The organism is Levilactobacillus suantsaiihabitans, assembly GCF_004745505.1.
In the GTDB taxonomy this organism is placed as follows: domain Bacteria; phylum Bacillota; class Bacilli; order Lactobacillales; family Lactobacillaceae; genus Levilactobacillus; species Levilactobacillus suantsaiihabitans.
The window spans coordinates 1-15,099 of record NZ_RKLX01000032.1; the positions used below are offsets into that span (position 1 = coordinate 1).

The 15,099-nt window shown below is 51.6% G+C and carries 16 protein-coding genes and 1 pseudogene; 11 read left to right on the forward strand and 6 right to left on the reverse strand.

Annotation, left to right across the window (positions count from 1 at the left end; translation table 11 throughout):
- A partial coding sequence (locus EGT51_RS12145) for a MerR family transcriptional regulator (protein ID WP_135368960.1) occupies positions 1 to 708 on the forward strand: 708 nt, incomplete at its 5' end.
- 41 nt (positions 709 to 749) lie between these two features.
- Complete coding sequence (locus EGT51_RS12150; protein WP_135368961.1) at positions 750 to 1,619, forward strand: arginase family protein; 870 nt, start codon at positions 750 to 752, stop codon at positions 1,617 to 1,619.
- 58 nt (positions 1,620 to 1,677) lie between these two features.
- Here EGT51_RS12150 and EGT51_RS12155 read toward each other — a convergent pair whose 3' ends face one another.
- The 5 genes and pseudogenes from EGT51_RS12155 to EGT51_RS12175 form a co-directional block, all read right to left on the reverse strand.
- Positions 1,678 to 2,406 (reverse strand): ABC transporter ATP-binding protein, encoded by a 729-nt coding sequence (locus EGT51_RS12155; RefSeq protein ID WP_135368962.1) that lies wholly within the window; start codon positions 2,404 to 2,406, stop codon positions 1,678 to 1,680.
- Positions 2,406 to 3,227 (reverse strand): ABC transporter permease subunit, encoded by an 822-nt coding sequence (locus tag EGT51_RS12160; RefSeq protein WP_135368963.1) that lies wholly within the window; start codon positions 3,225 to 3,227, stop codon positions 2,406 to 2,408. The genes EGT51_RS12155 and EGT51_RS12160 overlap by 1 nt, the downstream gene beginning before the upstream one ends.
- A gap of 168 nt (positions 3,228 to 3,395) precedes the next feature.
- The gene (locus tag EGT51_RS12165; protein WP_135368964.1) at positions 3,396 to 3,914 is read right to left on the reverse strand and encodes a helix-turn-helix domain-containing protein; all 519 of its coding nucleotides are present in this window, start codon (positions 3,912 to 3,914) and stop codon (positions 3,396 to 3,398) included.
- A 516-nt stretch (positions 3,915 to 4,430) separates the two neighbouring features.
- Positions 4,431 to 4,886 (reverse strand): annotated as a pseudogene (locus EGT51_RS12170) (C40 family peptidase); the annotation flags it as partial.
- A 30-nt stretch (positions 4,887 to 4,916) separates the two neighbouring features.
- Entirely contained in the window at positions 4,917 to 5,909 is a 993-nt protein-coding gene (locus tag EGT51_RS12175) for a C39 family peptidase (protein ID WP_135368965.1), read from the reverse strand.
- Between the two features lie 363 nt (positions 5,910 to 6,272).
- Here EGT51_RS12175 and EGT51_RS12180 point away from each other — a divergent pair, with 363 nt between their 5' ends.
- The 9 genes from EGT51_RS12180 to EGT51_RS13025 all read left to right on the forward strand — a co-directional run bounded on the left by EGT51_RS12180 (position 6,273) and on the right by EGT51_RS13025 (position 14,508).
- Entirely contained in the window at positions 6,273 to 7,559 is a 1,287-nt protein-coding gene (locus EGT51_RS12180) for a CAP domain-containing protein (protein ID WP_135368966.1), read from the forward strand.
- 289 nt (positions 7,560 to 7,848) lie between these two features.
- On the forward strand, positions 7,849 to 8,103 hold the full coding sequence (locus EGT51_RS12185; protein WP_135368967.1) for a hypothetical protein: 255 nt from the start codon (positions 7,849 to 7,851) through the stop codon (positions 8,101 to 8,103).
- A gap of 15 nt (positions 8,104 to 8,118) precedes the next feature.
- On the forward strand, positions 8,119 to 8,868 hold the full coding sequence (locus tag EGT51_RS12190) for a sugar phosphate isomerase/epimerase family protein (protein ID WP_135368968.1): 750 nt from the start codon (positions 8,119 to 8,121) through the stop codon (positions 8,866 to 8,868).
- 1 nt (position 8,869) lies between these two features.
- Complete coding sequence (locus EGT51_RS12195; protein ID WP_135368969.1) at positions 8,870 to 10,159, forward strand: SLC13 family permease; 1,290 nt, start codon at positions 8,870 to 8,872, stop codon at positions 10,157 to 10,159.
- 25 nt (positions 10,160 to 10,184) lie between these two features.
- Positions 10,185 to 11,147, forward strand: a complete 963-nt coding sequence (locus EGT51_RS12200) for a sugar kinase (protein WP_135368970.1) — start codon at positions 10,185 to 10,187, stop codon at positions 11,145 to 11,147.
- Positions 11,147 to 11,767, forward strand: a complete 621-nt coding sequence (locus EGT51_RS12205) for an orotidine 5'-phosphate decarboxylase / HUMPS family protein (protein ID WP_135368971.1) — start codon at positions 11,147 to 11,149, stop codon at positions 11,765 to 11,767. The genes EGT51_RS12200 and EGT51_RS12205 overlap by 1 nt, the downstream gene beginning before the upstream one ends.
- Complete coding sequence (gene hxlB, locus EGT51_RS12210) at positions 11,767 to 12,309, forward strand: 6-phospho-3-hexuloisomerase (RefSeq protein ID WP_135368972.1); 543 nt, start codon at positions 11,767 to 11,769, stop codon at positions 12,307 to 12,309. The genes EGT51_RS12205 and hxlB overlap by 1 nt, the downstream gene beginning before the upstream one ends.
- Before the next feature lie 154 nt (positions 12,310 to 12,463).
- Positions 12,464 to 13,450, forward strand: coding sequence for a LacI family DNA-binding transcriptional regulator (locus EGT51_RS12215; protein ID WP_135368973.1), 987 nt, complete (start codon positions 12,464 to 12,466; stop codon positions 13,448 to 13,450).
- Between the two features lie 611 nt (positions 13,451 to 14,061).
- Positions 14,062 to 14,508: an IS66 family transposase gene (locus tag EGT51_RS13025; protein ID WP_167850207.1), complete on the forward strand. Its 447-nt coding sequence runs from the start codon at positions 14,062 to 14,064 to the stop codon at positions 14,506 to 14,508.
- Positions 14,509 to 14,769: 261 nt separating this feature from the next.
- Here the strand turns inward: EGT51_RS13025 and EGT51_RS13230 are convergent, their stop codons facing one another.
- Positions 14,770 to 14,931 (reverse strand): helix-turn-helix domain-containing protein, encoded by a 162-nt coding sequence (locus tag EGT51_RS13230; protein WP_135368974.1) that lies wholly within the window; start codon positions 14,929 to 14,931, stop codon positions 14,770 to 14,772.
- Positions 14,932 to 15,099 lie beyond the last annotated feature (168 nt).

Sequence of the window (15,099 nt, forward strand, 5' to 3'; positions counted from 1 at the left end):
TTGGCCAAACGCGCTGGTATTTCCGTGCGAACGCTGCAGTACTATGATCAAAAGGACCTGTTAAAACCCACGGCCACGAGTGAAGGCGGCCGCCGTATCTATACGGCAGACGATGCCGCGACGCTCAAGCTGATTTTATTGTTGAAGAGTATGGGCTTAAAGTTGGCGGCGATTCGGGAAACTTTGACCAGCGACAACGCCCAGCCGGTGCTGGAACTCCTGTTAGCGGAACAGGCTCAGCGTCTGGAACATGACCGTGACCAGGCGGTGGCTCAGCTGAAAACCGTGACGGCAGTCCGCAAGAGCCTGACCGGCGCGGCTAATTTACCACTCAAATCCATTCAGGACATGGATCGACTAATGGCAAATCAACGTGCTTTACGTCAAGTTCATTTACGCTTGGTGGGTGGCGGTCTGGTGATGGACGCCTTGGAGATGGCCGGGTTGGTCTATTCCTGGCTGACCGGCAACTGGTGGGTCTTTGGCGGCGCCATGCTCGTGGCCGTACTGGTGGCGATTGGCCTGACGCGTCACTACTTTTTGCAAGTGGCCTACACCTGTCCGCACTGCCACACAACCTTTCAACCGCGCTTCTGGCAAGCCTTTTGGGCCGGCCACAGTCCACGCACCCGCAAGTTGACCTGTCCGCACTGTGGTCAAACGGATTTTTGTGTGGAAACGATTGCCAAAGATGCCCTGAACCCCTAAACTGAAGCTAGTGACAGACTTCACAGAAGGGTGGAATTTTGATGAGTGAGCAACGGACCGTGCGGCTGATCTTGCCGCAATGGCAGGGCGGTGTCAATCCAGATTATTTGTTTGGGGCGGAATTGTTGGCGCAGGTCTTACCGCCAGACGACCAGGCTGAGACGATTCACGTGCCGGTATCGACAAATTTGGCGGCCAGCCAAACGGCCACTGATGGCGTGGCTGGCAAGCCGGTGTTGTTACAGCAGATGGCCGAGACCAAGTCGATTTTAGACGTTAAGCAGCCAGACCGTGTGATTACGGCCGGCGGAGACTGCTCCATCTCAGAAGCGCCTTTTGACTATCTCAGCGGCAAATACGGCGAGCGCCTGGGCGTGCTGTGGTTAGACGTGCACCCGGACATCGCTGACCCCAGCACGTCTCAACACGTGCACGAAATGGTGGTGGCTAACCTGTTGGGCAAGGGCGACCCTGACTTCAGCAAGGCCGTTGCCAACCCCATCTTGCCGCGGCAGCTGATGTACGGTGGCTTGGACCACGCGGCGTTGCGGCCGATGGATCAGGCCGTCGACGCGCTGGGAATTCGCTACGCCACGCCGGAAGACCTGGCCAGCGACAGTCAGTCGATTCTGGATTGGCTGGCGGCCGAACAACTGACGCATCTGGCGGTCCATTTTGATCTCGACGTCTTGACACCCGCGGATTTCCGCTCGATTCTACCGGCCCAACCCCACACGGCTGTCAGTGACTTCGGTGCCGCCGTCGGGCAAATGGCGCTGCGCCAAATCGTGCGGGTCATGCACGACGTCAGTCAACACGCAGACATCGTGGGCTTCAGCATTGCTGAGCACATGCCGTGGGACGCGATCAACTTGCGGCACGCGTTGCGTGAGATTGCTATTTTTAAATAGCACCCAAAAAAGTCCCAGCCACCGGCGCAACCCGTGACTGGGACTTTTCATCGCAATGTTAAGATTCTGGTACCTTGTCGTGCAAGATGGCGTCGAGCACATCTTCGGCGACAAGGCCGACTTGGCCGGCGTCGTGACGGTCGGCGGGGCCGTTGAATTCGGCGTAGTTGGTCTCGTGTTTCATGACCACGATGCGGTCCGCCATGCGGGCGGCTTCGTTGACGTCATGGGTGACCAGGATAGTCGTGAGCTGTTGTTGCTCACAGATGCGCAGGATCAGGTCCTGCATTTTCCGCCGAGTCAAGGCGTCCAGGGCGCCCAGCGGTTCGTCGAGCAACAGGACTTGCGGATGCGACATCAAGGCGCGGGCCAGAGCGACCCGTTGCTTTTGCCCCCCGGATAACTGGTTGGGGAACTGTTGGGCGTATTCGTCCAAGTCGACCAGGTGCAAGAGCTTCTTGGCTTCGGCCTGTTGTTGGGCGTCGTGGCTTTTAAACGACAGGTTGTCGAGCACCGTCATCCATGGCAACAGCCGGTCTTCTTGAAACATCACGCGAATGACGACTGCGGAGTCTTCACGGGTCTGGTGATTGAACAGGACTTGGCCGCGCGTGGGCGTTTCCAAGCCGGCAATCATCCGCAGCAGGGTACTTTTCCCGCCACCACTCATGCCGACGAGGGCGAGAAATTCGCCGGGTTCGATGTTAAAGCTGACGTCACCTAGCGCGGTGATTTGGCCGTAATCCTTACCGATGTGGTCGATGGTAATTTCTGGTTTGGTGGTCATTAGTTATTGCTCCTTCCCAGCGTCTGCCAGTCGAGGAAGAGCGTTTCAAAACTCTTGGCGACCAGGTCAGAAATCTTCCCGAGGATGGCGTAGATCACGATACACAAGATGACTGTTTCCATGTCCACGAAGTCTTCGGCGTTGGTCGACATGTAGCCGATACCGGAGTTGGCGGAAATGGTTTCGGCCACAATCAGCGTGGTCCACATCACACCCAGGGCGTAGCGCACGCCGACCAGCACTTGCGGTAAGGCTGCGGGGAAGATAATTTTTTGAAATAGTTCACGTTTGGATAAATTGTAGGACTTACCCATTTCAATCAGGTCCGGGTCGACGTTACGAATCCCGTTGAAGGTGTTGATGTAGACCGGGAACATGGTCCCGATGGCCACCAGCGAGATCTTGGCGGATTCGTTGATCCCCAACCACAGGATGATCAGCGGGATCAGCGCCAAGTGGGGCACGTTGCGGACCATTTGGATGGAGGAGTCGAACAGCAGGCGAGCCGTGTTGGACATCCCGTTTAAAAAGCCCAGGATGAAGCCCAATCCACCACCAATCACCAACCCTAAGGTGGCCCGGTACAGACTGATACTCATGTTCTTAGGCAGTTCGCCCGTTTGCGTCAGCTTGACACCGTCCTTTAAGACGGCCCACGGTGACGGCAAGATGTTGGTCGACAGCCACCCCAGACTACTGCTGAGCTGCCAGATGACGACGACGAGCACGGGAATCAAAAATGGTAAGAACCCTTTAAATGAGAAGGACCGCGACTTCGGTTTTGGCGGAAGCGCGGGGGACAGGGAAACAGATTTTTGCATGAAAATGAGCCTCCTAGGCAATAATGACAAGTTTAAAGGGAGGCGGTGCCGATGATGACCGCCAGCCTACCCGTAGTTTACAAGTAATTTCGGGTCACAACTATTGCCGTTTTCTAAGTGTTAAATAAGAATTTCTTAGAAAGGTGGGATGGGCGGCTCGCTGGACCGTCATTGGGGCAGTGGTAGGTGTAATTTGGCGAAAAGTTTTCTAGCATCGAGCGATTGTCGCGTGGCCCGTGACGCAAACAGTTGCTGGTGTTGGCGAACGTGCTCGGTGAGGGCGGCTGGTTGGGTGAGCAGGCGTAACTTGATTTCTTGATCGAGTGACTGTAGGACTAGGCCATTCTCAATGTTGGATAATGTACTAAAACTCATAGCCAACAACAACGCCGTTTCACGGAGCGTTAATCCCAGTCCCGCGCGGGCGGCCTTGATTCCTTCTGGGAACAAAAAGCCATATTGTTCCCGGTAAAGCTGATAATCAGTGTCAAAGTTCTGGTCAATCTGATCCAGCGGTTCCAGATAATTAGCGGTGTCGTTTAGGTCAGCACCAGCCGGGACCCAGTAATAGTGTGTATTTTCCAGTGGGTCACCAGCAATCATGGCAGTCTCTTGAACGGCGATGACGGTATAGGCAATCTCGTTGCCGGTGATATCGGTTGACGTAATGTGGTTGATGATTTTCATGAGCGGCCTCTTTTCTAGAGATGGTAGAACCGATAACGTTTGTTACTGTATAATAACATGGAATGACAATTAAATCTCCTTCAACGAGTGAAAGTAGCTTTTACTCATTAATGCCAGACAATATCAATGATATAGCCGGTCCCATCCTGGTTGTTCCTAGCGAGATTGTTTTATTAGAAGTTAGTCGGCCAGCTAATGGCTATCACAGGCTAAGCAAATTGTTATTGGCATCGGTTCTGTAGCCGGAAGTTCGCCCAATATGAGTTCAGCCGTGGGAGTTGCCTTGGCGGCGCGATTCATGCCGCTTAGGCAACTGGCGTCTTTGAGACGTGAACTTCGGCTCAAAGCGAGGCCGAGACCGGGTTTCAGGCTCGGTCCGGTCCGCCCACCGCGTTCCAACTCATATTTGGCGAGCTGGAGGCGGCCAGTCCCCGCTATGAGAACTATCTCAGATAGATAAATGCCACAACAAAAGCGGCCACGCCCCAATAGGTGTGACCGCTTAATCATTAATCTTTAGTGGAATACCCGCGCAATGCCCGCGACGTAGGAACGTTGTCCGTTCTTGATCGGTTGGACCATGATGCGTGGTGGCCAGCTTTCGATGACCTTGCCCTTACCTAAGTACAGGGCCACGTGCCAAATCGTGTGGGTCCCTGGTTGATAGTAGAAGACCAGGTCGCCGCGGCGTTTGTGACTGTAGGCCACGTGCTGGAACTTCTTGCTAGCCCAGAGGTTCCGTGAGTTCCATTCGTTGCCCGGGAAGGCGTGGTGAATGGCGCTTACTGGCTTGGGGTTGATGCCCCCAGCGTACAAGGCCTGCATGACCAGTCCAGAACAGTCCGTGCCGTAAATAGGTTTGGATGAGGAGCCGACCAAATAAGGGTTACCCTTGTACTTGTAGGCTTGCTTGATCATGGCTTCGACGTGTTCCTTGCGGCCATTCCAAGCGTGCGCACCCAGTGACGCCACGTTTTCTTCATGAGATTCGCTTCCTTAAATTTAATAACTCAGCGCCCGATAAGCGTCGTGCTTGCGGTGATTGTGTAAATTGGCCAACGTCATGCTGGTCTTTTTCTTGGTCCACGGGTCGTTGTAGTAGGCCCGCTTACTGCTGTAGCCGGACAACGTGATGGCGTGGTTGACGAAGCCATCGACGCCCGCGACCCAAATGACAACGGGATGGCCTTGATTGATTTGGCCCTTCATCTTCTTAAATGAGGCGCCAGTCATATTCTTGGCCGAACCCAGGTGAGCTTTCACGGTCGACATGAGGCCCTTGGGATAGATCCACCAGCCGGACCGCGAGTAGGGACTGCCGACAAAGCCCTTGTTCGGGTTCGAACTGCGCGGCATTTCCTTAGCCAACGACATCTTGGTGACCTTGGCGCCGGCGTATTTCAGCATCATGGTCGTGGCCGTGATCTCACAACCGGTCGGTAGTTGTGGCCGTTGGGCAATCAGGGGAACATTCAGCCAGCGGTAAGACTTGACCGTCCCGTTGCGGTGAATCCAACCGGTCTGCGTGTGCTTGTAGGTAAATTTCAGCCAGGTGCCATCGGCCATGGTCTCCTCACGGGTGATGTGCACCTTCCGATTGGCGTAATGCCGCCCGGTCGAAATGGCCTTCATGTTCTTGGCCGAGGATTTGGCACCACCGGACTTGGAGACCTTGTAGTTATGCTTCTTATTGGCGCCAATCTTGGTGTAGTAGTTGACGACCTGCTTGTTCAAAATCTTGCGATAAGTCGGTTTCGGTTTTGGCTTAGGCTTGGGTTTCGGCTTAGTCGTCGACTCGGACTCGGCGCTGGACTCAGATGATGCCGAGGATGACTCAGATTCCTGACTGCTGACATTCTGGTCGGTCGTGGTCGTTTGACTGGTCGTGGTCGCAGCGCTAGACGACGTGGTTTTCGCGTACGCCAGGCCACTGGGAGCCGTGCCCAGCAAGAGGCCCAGACTGAGCGCAGCCAAGCCGCCAATTAACTTTTTCATAGAGGTGTCCACCTTTGTATGTAATGATGAGGTATAATATGCCTGTATAGGTACCCTAACAAGGATTATTTTACCGCTTCCACAGCCGAAAAACAATGTGTCAGGCCACCTTTATATATCGTTCACGAGCGGATAATCCGCCTGAATAATGGTTTTAACAAGGACAATTCTACCGCTGCTAGGACAGAAAAGCAATAGAACCTGGGCCGCAAATTGGCGTGATGGCGGCGTTTGAAGTGATGATGGTCAGGCAGAATTCAGTGTGGCGTCGTGTGCAAGGTGCAATGGCTTTTCGGTAGTAAGACTCGTATGATTAAGGATGTTGTTAAAATAATTAATACATAGAAATTCGGAGGGATTAACATGAAATGGTACACGCGAATCATCGCGGCTAGCTTAGTCACCCTGGCAGTCGGGAGTGTCGGCGGCGCAACGCCGGCTCAGGCGAAAAAGCAGGCAAAAATCAGTAGCTGGGGCTGGCAATCGACGCCATGGGCGAAGCAATATGTCGTGACGAAGGGCCCGATTTATAAATCGTTAAATTTGAAAAAGAAGTCCAAGACCAAACAAAAAATCTTTTGGTCTGACACCATGTATACCTTAAAATTGACCAACGGGAAACACGTTAGCTACCGTCAGCTGGCTAAGAAGAACGGTCACCTAGTGGGTTACGTTGCCAAGAAGCATGTCAAAATTCTAAAGGATAGCGATCACCGGTCGGCGGCTTATCAGGCGAAGGTGAAAAAAGCCAAGAAGGCCAAAGCGGCTGAAAAGAAGGCCTTTACCGCCAGTGAACGCAAACAGATTGCGACGTACCGTAAGCAATTTAAACAGATTGCCAATACCACCAAGGGGATGTATGTGCAGAAGCCATCCGTAAAGGGCCACTTTGCTCCAGGTAAGTTGAGTGCCAAATACGTGAACGCGACGGTCGATTCGATTAACTTTTACCGTAAGATGTACGGCCTGTCACCCGTGACGGCCGATGCTGGGTGGAACACCGAGGCGCAATATGGTGTAGCGACGTTGGCTGCGGCAGGAAAAGGCCTGTCTCACGGGTTGGTCGGCCTCAACAGACCCAGTTTCGTGTCAAAGGCTGACTGGCAACGCGGAGCCGATGCGACAGACTCGAGTAATTTGAGTGAAGGATTAACTAAGCCATACGACAATATTTTAGGGTACGTAAACGATGGCAACAACATGACAAGCATGGTTCCGGGACACCGGGAGTGGATCTTGGGTGGTATCGCCAAAGTCGGCGTTGGTCAGGCCGGTGACTATAATGACTTGAAGGTCTTTGGTAGTCACGACGGTGATTATTCACCGTCAACGGTGGCCTTCCCTAAGGCAGGCGTCTTTCCGAAGCAGGCTGCAGCGGATACGGTTTGGTCCGTCTCATTTGACCATGATTTGGGATCAAATGCTGCGAAACCAACAGTTAAGGTGACGGATGATACGATCCATAAGAATGTTCATGTTTCTGAGGTGGGCATTAGTGGGGATGCTTACGGCTGGTTTGGGACAACGGTTTACTATGAACCGTCGTTTGTTAAAATTAAGCGGAACCATACTTACACGATTAAGATCAGCAACATTGCACACCAGCAAGATGTGACTTACAAGACGAAACTGTTTGATTTGAAAGATTAATTGGAAAAAATGAATAAGTAACGGGCTTCATCAGCGGATTTTGGGCTGATGGGGCCCGTTTTTTTAAAAGCAATTTAGGAGAATCACTGGTAATAACGAAAAAAATATTTTTGGGATAACGTTTACCTAAGAAAATCAGTAGCACCAAGGAATCCAGTCAATCCATGCGATTTAAAGCCGTAAGAATCCAGAGAAAAACGTTTGACAAGAATTGGGAAAACGTTTACCATAACCTCATGAAATCACCAGCTGGCTTTTGAACAAAGAAATGATGATGGAGGTCTCAGAAATGGCAGATAGAACAGTCATTGATTCAGCGGCGTTTGCCCGTGGATTTGCCAATGCGGCGACGCAGGCGGGGATTGCGACCAGTCAGATTACCCCGGCGGCCAAGAGTTACCTGTTAAGTTACCTCACGGCATTTTACCTGGCTAACGATTTTAACCAGGCGGAGGCCCAAAACTTCGCAATGAAAACGGTTAAGTTTAAAGATATGAGTTTTGAACAATTACTTGAGCGGGTCAGTCAGCTCAATAAGTACTGAGATGGAGGAAAAATCATGACAGTTATTTTAAATACGTGGGTGTTTGAAGCATTGGTCAAGCAAGGAACGTCACAAGTCGCATTGACCCAAAAGGTGGCCGACCTGGGTGCCGATGGCATCGAGGTTCGGCGCGAATACTTCACGGACATCGCCCGCGAGACCGTCGCTGTCGGTCAATTGGCTAAGAAGCTGGGCCTTGTCGTCAACTACAGTGTGCCCGACGAGGTCTTCTTGCCAGACGGACGGCTGAATCCACAACTGCCGACCTACTTTGCGGAAGGCCAGGCCATGGGCATTGCTAAAATCAAATTCAACACGGGCCACTTCGACCGCTTCACGGGTGACTTGGCGCAAGCATTAGGTCAGCTGCCACTCGACCAAATCGAGATGAACGTGGAAAATGACCAAACGCCGGTTTCTGGCACAGTGGCGGCGATTCAAGCCTTTTTGACAGCGGCACACCAGGCCACGACGGCCAATATCGGCTACGTCTACGACCTGGGCAACTGGGCCTTTACCCACGGGGATGCCGCCGCAGCTGCCCGCGCATTAGCGGCAGAGACGCATTACATTCATTTGAAAAATACCAGTGACCAAAATGGCCAGCTGCAAACGACAGCTGACCTGGATACGGGCATTTATGATTGGCGCCAATTGCTAAAGCTCCTGCCTCACGACGTTCACTTTGCCTTGGAATACCCAATGGCGACCGACGCCGAGATTACCCAGCAGTTACACTTGCTGCGGGCGGAAGTAGGTGATTAGCATGGGTTCAACGATTAGCGCCATCCTATTATTGCTGACGTTCGCTGGTTTCATCTATTACATCGTCAAGGGTGGCAACCTGATGATTGGCTTCTTCATCATGGCGATTCTCTGGGCCATCATCGGTCAGATTCCGGCGGACCAAGTGATTCAAAAGGTCTTCGCCGAACCCGCCTTGAACTACGGGCCGACCATCATCTACATTGTCTTCGGGTCTTGGTTCGGCCGGGTATTGGTCGACAGTGGGATTGCGCCAGCCATTTCCGAAGCCACCAATCAAGTGGGGAAAAAACGGCCATTGTTGGCCATTCTGCTGGTCATCATCGTCACGGCTTTCATCTTTGTTAGTGCTTACGGCGTGGGCTCTGTGATTGCTATTGGGGTGATTTTACTGCCCATCATGTTGTCGGTCGGGTTGCCCCGCGACATTGCGCTGTCGGCCTTCTCCATGGCCATCGGGGCCCCGATGTACTTAAACGTCGTGCTTTACAACCAAATCAAGGCGTTCTTCCCCAAGGCCCAATACGGCGGGACTTATCTGGTCTTTGGGGTCTGCGCCACGTTGGTACAATTGGTCGCCGTCATGATCTTTGTTTTCTGGCACCGTAAAAAGATCGACCCCAGCAAGGCCGACGAAAATCTGCGGATCATCGGCGCGGAGACCAAACAGGCTGCCGACGTGAAGGTCCCTAAGTTGGCCTTCATCGTGCCAATCGTCCCCGTTTTGATGAATATGTTATTCAAATGGGATGCGATTCCGGCACTGACGCTGGCCACCTTGCTGGCGATGCTGTTGACCGGCAAATTCAAGGGGTATCAGAAGTTCGTCACGTTCTTGAACAGCACCATCAAGCAGGCCATCAGCGATATTGCCGGTCTGATCATGTTCTTGATGGCTCTAATCATGTTCAGTGGGGCGGCATCCATGGATGCGGTGCGGTTCCGGCCGTTATTTGAAGCGGTATTGCCACACAACATGTTGGTCCTGGCCTTGGCCTTTGGGATTTTGGCACCGCTGGCGTTGTTCCGTGGACCATTTCACGTTTGGGGTGCCGGGGCTGCCACGGCGGCAGTTCTGTCTGGGATTGGCTTGTTCAGCGATGCCTTTCTCCTACCGCTATTGTACGTGCCTACCTTGCTGGCCGTTTCCACCGACATTACCCAGTCTTGGAACGTCTGGGGACTGGACTATATGAAGGTTCAGACCAAGGACTTCCTGAAACACGGGGTACCCATCATGTGGGCTGTGTCGATTATTAACGAATTGCTAGTGTACTGCTTCTTCGGCTAAATATTTCGAAAAGAGGATAACTAAGATGAGTGAAATTTTAACGATGGGCGAACCAATTGTGACGTTTGCCTCCAAAGAACCGGATGTTTCCCTGCGTGACGCCCTGGAATTCCATAAAATTTTGGGCGGTGCCGAGCTGAACGTTGCGATTGGGGCCCAGCGGCTGGGCCATTCCGTGGACTACGTTTCTCAAGTAGGCGAAGAGCCCCTGGGCGACTACGTGATCAAGACCATCAAGTCCCATCACGTGGGAACGCGTTACATTAGCCGCGATTCGCAAAACTGGACGGCCTTTCAGCTGAAGGACCGCGTCACCCAAGGCAATCCGACCACGCACAACTACCGGCGTGCTTCCGCAGCGGCACACCTAACGCCAGCGGTCGTGGACCAAATTGATTTATCAGACGTCAAGGCGGCCCACATGTCTGGCATCTTCCCAGCTATTTCCGATACCGCAGAAGCCGCCTTTCGGACACTCTTGCAACGGTTGGAAGACGCCGATATTTTGACGACCTTTGACCCGAACTTACGGCCAACATTGTGGTCTAGTCATGAGAAGATGGTCGCCACGCTAAATGAACTCGCGGGGCACGCCGACATCGTGTTGCCCGGGGTTGAAGAGGGGGAAATCCTCATGGGGTCCGCTGATCCGGAGACTATTGCGGACTTCTATTTGCAAGGTGCTCGGACCAAGGTGGTCATCGTCAAGGTTGGACCCGCGGGCGCCTTCGTCAAGCGTGATAACGGCGATAGTTATTTGGTCAAGGGCTTTAAGGTCGACAACGTGGCCGACACGGTTGGCGCCGGAGATGGGTTTGCCATGGGTGTCTTGACGGCATTACTAGAACACAAGTCCTTGAAGTCAGCCGTCATGCGCGGCAATGCGGTCGGGGCCTTACAGGTACAGACTTACGGCGATAACGACGGGTACCCGACTCCAGCAGAGTTACAGGCATTTTATCAAAGAGAAGGAGTGGCAGAAGCGTAATGGACTTACAAGTTGCAATTGATCGCGTCACCTTGGACCGAGCCGTGGCATTGGCTCGCCAGCTAGACGAACAGGTCGATATTATTGAGTTGGGAACGTCCTTGATCAAGGACTACGGTTTGGAACAGATTCACGCGCAGTTGCCGAAATTACGGCACGCCAAGCTATTGTTGGATTTAAAGACGATTGACGAAGGCGAGTATGAATTTGACAAGGGTTTCGCGGTCGGTGATATTTTGACCGTGATGGGTGCGGCTTCGCCAGATACCCTGACCAGCGTCTACGAACTGACCCAGGCGCGGAGCAAGCAGATGTTCATCGATATGATGGAGATTACCGACGCCAAGACGGCCCAAATCGTGGACCATCCGGACGCCATCTACGGAATTCACCACGCCAAGGATTCGCGGGCTGGCTTTGATGCGGCCGCAACGGTGGCAGATTTCCACGCCAAGTATCCGGCAGTCAAGCACATTTCTGTGGCCGGGGGTATCGACCTGGCAATGGCGCAAAAACTGGCGACGCAGGGCATTACCGAGTCCGTTATCGTCGGGAGCGCCATCGTCAAGACGGCCGATCCCGTGGCCGCTGCTCAAAAATTTATGGAGGTTATGCACTAATGACATTGATTGGACAAGTGACGCAAGAAGTAAATGAAGTCATGGGGATGATTGACGAAAGCCAATTAGACCAGGCAGAAAAGCTGATTCAAAAGGATAAACGCATCTTTGTACTGGGCGCGGGTCGGTCCGGCTTAATGGCCAAAGGGTTTGCGATGCGGTTGATGCACATCGGCTACACGGTCTTTGTGATTGGGGAAACGATTACCCCATCCGTTCAGGCAGGCGACGTGTTGTTGGCCGTTTCTGGTTCCGGTAAGACGGCTAGCATTTTGGAACTGGCAGAAAAGGCTGCGGCTAACGGGGTTACCGTGATTTCCGTCACCAGCCACGCCGATTCACCGCTGGGCAAGGTCGGCCAAGCCGTGATCGTGGTACCTGGTGCCACGAAGGGTGGGGATGGTGTGAAGTCCATTCAACTCCTGAGTACGTTATTTGATCAAAGCGTGCATTTGACGTTAGACGTTCTGTGTTTGAAGTTAAGCCGGCGTGACAACGTGTCGAACGCTTCGGCTGCGGCGACTCACAGTAATATGGAATAGAAATGACCACGCGGAAAACAACGGGCCTCGGTTCGTTGTTTTTTTGTTAAACGGAATTTTGCGCGGAACGGACAAACCATGCTAAACTAATGAATGATGTTACCCGATAAACGGGGTAATCGACATAAACTAACTTATTGGAGCGAACTAGGCGATGGCACGGAAAGCAAACAAAAATGCAAATATCAAGGATGTTGCGGCGTTGGCCGGCGTGTCGATTGCGACGGTTTCCCGCTTTCTCAACGGCAATCTGGGCCGCATGTCTAAGACTACGGCGGATAAGGTCCAAGACGCAATTACCAAGTTGAAATACGTGCCCAATTCGGTCGCGCGACAGATGATTACCCAGTCCAGCAAGCTGATTGCCGTGATGGTGGCTAACGTGGATGATTACTTCTCGACGGAACTCTTTAAAGGAATCAGTTCGATTCTGGAAAGCCAAGGCTACATCGGTGTTCTGTTGGATGCCAACGCGGATATTGAGCGAGAAAAGACCTTATTGCGGGCGATTGGCTCGCGCGGCTTTGACGGTCTGATTCTACAGTCCTTTAGTAATCCGCAAACGGTGCGAGAAATCTTGCACCAACAGATGCCCGTGGTCAGCGTTGACCGGGAAATGGATGCTTGCCCGTGGCCGCAAGTAATCACGGACAACTACGAAGCAGCCAAGGCGGCGACGACGTATTTTGAAAAGCAGGGCTACCAACACGTGGTCGTGGTCACGTCCGAACTGGCCCTTAGTCGGACGCGGCAGGAACGGTTTCGCGGGATTCAGGCAGCCGCCGACAACGTGGATGTGCTGGAGGTGTCCGAAACGTCCTATAACCACAGTGACGTGCACCAACGCCTGACGCAATTGATTGCCAAGAGCGACCAGAAGACGGTGGTCTTTGCCCTAAAGGAACGTTGGTTGCTGGAATTCTTCCCCAATCTGATTGTGTCCGGTCTGATCGACAATCAAGACGTGACGGCCACCGGTTTTGCCGACACGGATTTCATTCGCCGGATGGAACCGAAGCTGACGTTGATTACCCAAAATCCCTTTTTAATGGGTGCCAGCTCGGCAGAACTCATGCTCCGACAACTGGCGGGTGAACAGGTCGCGCCGGATAAGATGATTATCCCGGCCAAATTACAGTAAGCAAGGGTTGAAAGACGAAAATCAGCTGGAACTACTGTTATCATACGACTCATGACGTAAAAAATAGTCGTTTTCAGCCTCACAATGCGAGCTGGTCGCCTACCGTTCGCCAAATATGGGTTGGAACGCTGGGGCGGACGGGTCGAGCCAAAGAACGGTCTCGACACCTCGCTTTGAGCCGAAGAACACGTCTCAAAGACGCCAGTTGTCTAAGCGGCATGAACCGCGCCGCTAAGACAACTCCCACGGCTGAACCCATATTTGGCGAACTCTCAGCTAAGATGGTGCGTGTTAGTAGCAGTCGTCTTAACCCCAGATAGTAGTTATATTGACGACTAGTCTTTCATTAACACAGTATCACTGATAGACGCAGGCGTCTGGTTTCACCAGCTCTGGGTGTCAGAATACCGTCATTACGGCAATCAGCACGTTAATTTCACTTTTAACCTCCAGTTACAGTAAGCAAAACGGTCACGCAAACATCTTCTGAATGTTGGTGTGGCCGTTCTTTTGTAAGCACCTAATAACTGACCGTCTATGATTGACGGCCGCAACACGATATGATTGAGTTTGGGACAAAAACCTAAAAATAAGTGGTGTTAATTGCCGGTTTGTGGCAATTAACACCACTTTTCTTTGGCAAAATATGGGCTTGTTTAACAGTATTAGATAGCGTTGATCGAGCCGATGAGCTGCCTAAAAGTAGACTGGGCAAGGCTATCACTTATGCGCGAAATCAGCGAACGGCCTTAAATAAAGTCATCGACTATGGTTCGATAGATTTTAGTAATAATGCCTCAGAGCGTAACATGAAGAGTTTTGTAATTGGTCGAAAAAATTGGCCCTTCAGCACCAGTCCCGCTGGAGCTAAGGCTACAGCAATCTGGATGACACTGATTGAATCAGCCAAAGCTAATCATGTTGATCCGCGTGATTATATTACACATCTTTTAGAAAAGATTCCGCAGCTACCAGAATTTCCAAAAAAGGAAGATCTGGAAGCTTATTTACCATGGAATTTTAGTCGTGCCTTAGCAACGGCGATAGAATTACCATAGCCGCTTAGAGCATGGAAGAAATGACCCGCCATCAAAAACCGAGGACGGGTCATTTCTTTAATTTATAATTCAATACGGTCAGTTATTGGGTGCTTACAAATATTTTGCAATTCTATTTGCCTTATTTGGATTCATGTCTTCAAACTTTTTAATTAGGTAGTTTACGTTTGGCGGGAGTTTTGCGGGTTTTCTTTCACTATCTGTATTCTTTAGTAGCTGGGAAATATCAGTATCAAGTGCTTGGGAAATTTGGTTTAGCTTTTAGATGCTAATGTTTTGATTGCTCGTGTATTCTAACCTTGAAATAAAGTTGGTAGAGAGATGACTATACTCTGCTAGTCTTTCTTGACTTAATCCCAAAATTTTGCGTTTTGTTCTAATATTTTCTCCAATAATAGAATTAATATCCACGGTTACAATCACCTACTATAACTTGATGTGTATACCTTGAATATAGTTGGTTTTAGAATATTCCTGAATTATTCATACCTTTCAAAAAAGTCGTCAGTTTTCATGTTTTTCAAAAACTGACGGCTTTTGATCTTGCTTACTATGTATTGAGACTCTAAATTTTGATGGTATCACCTAACG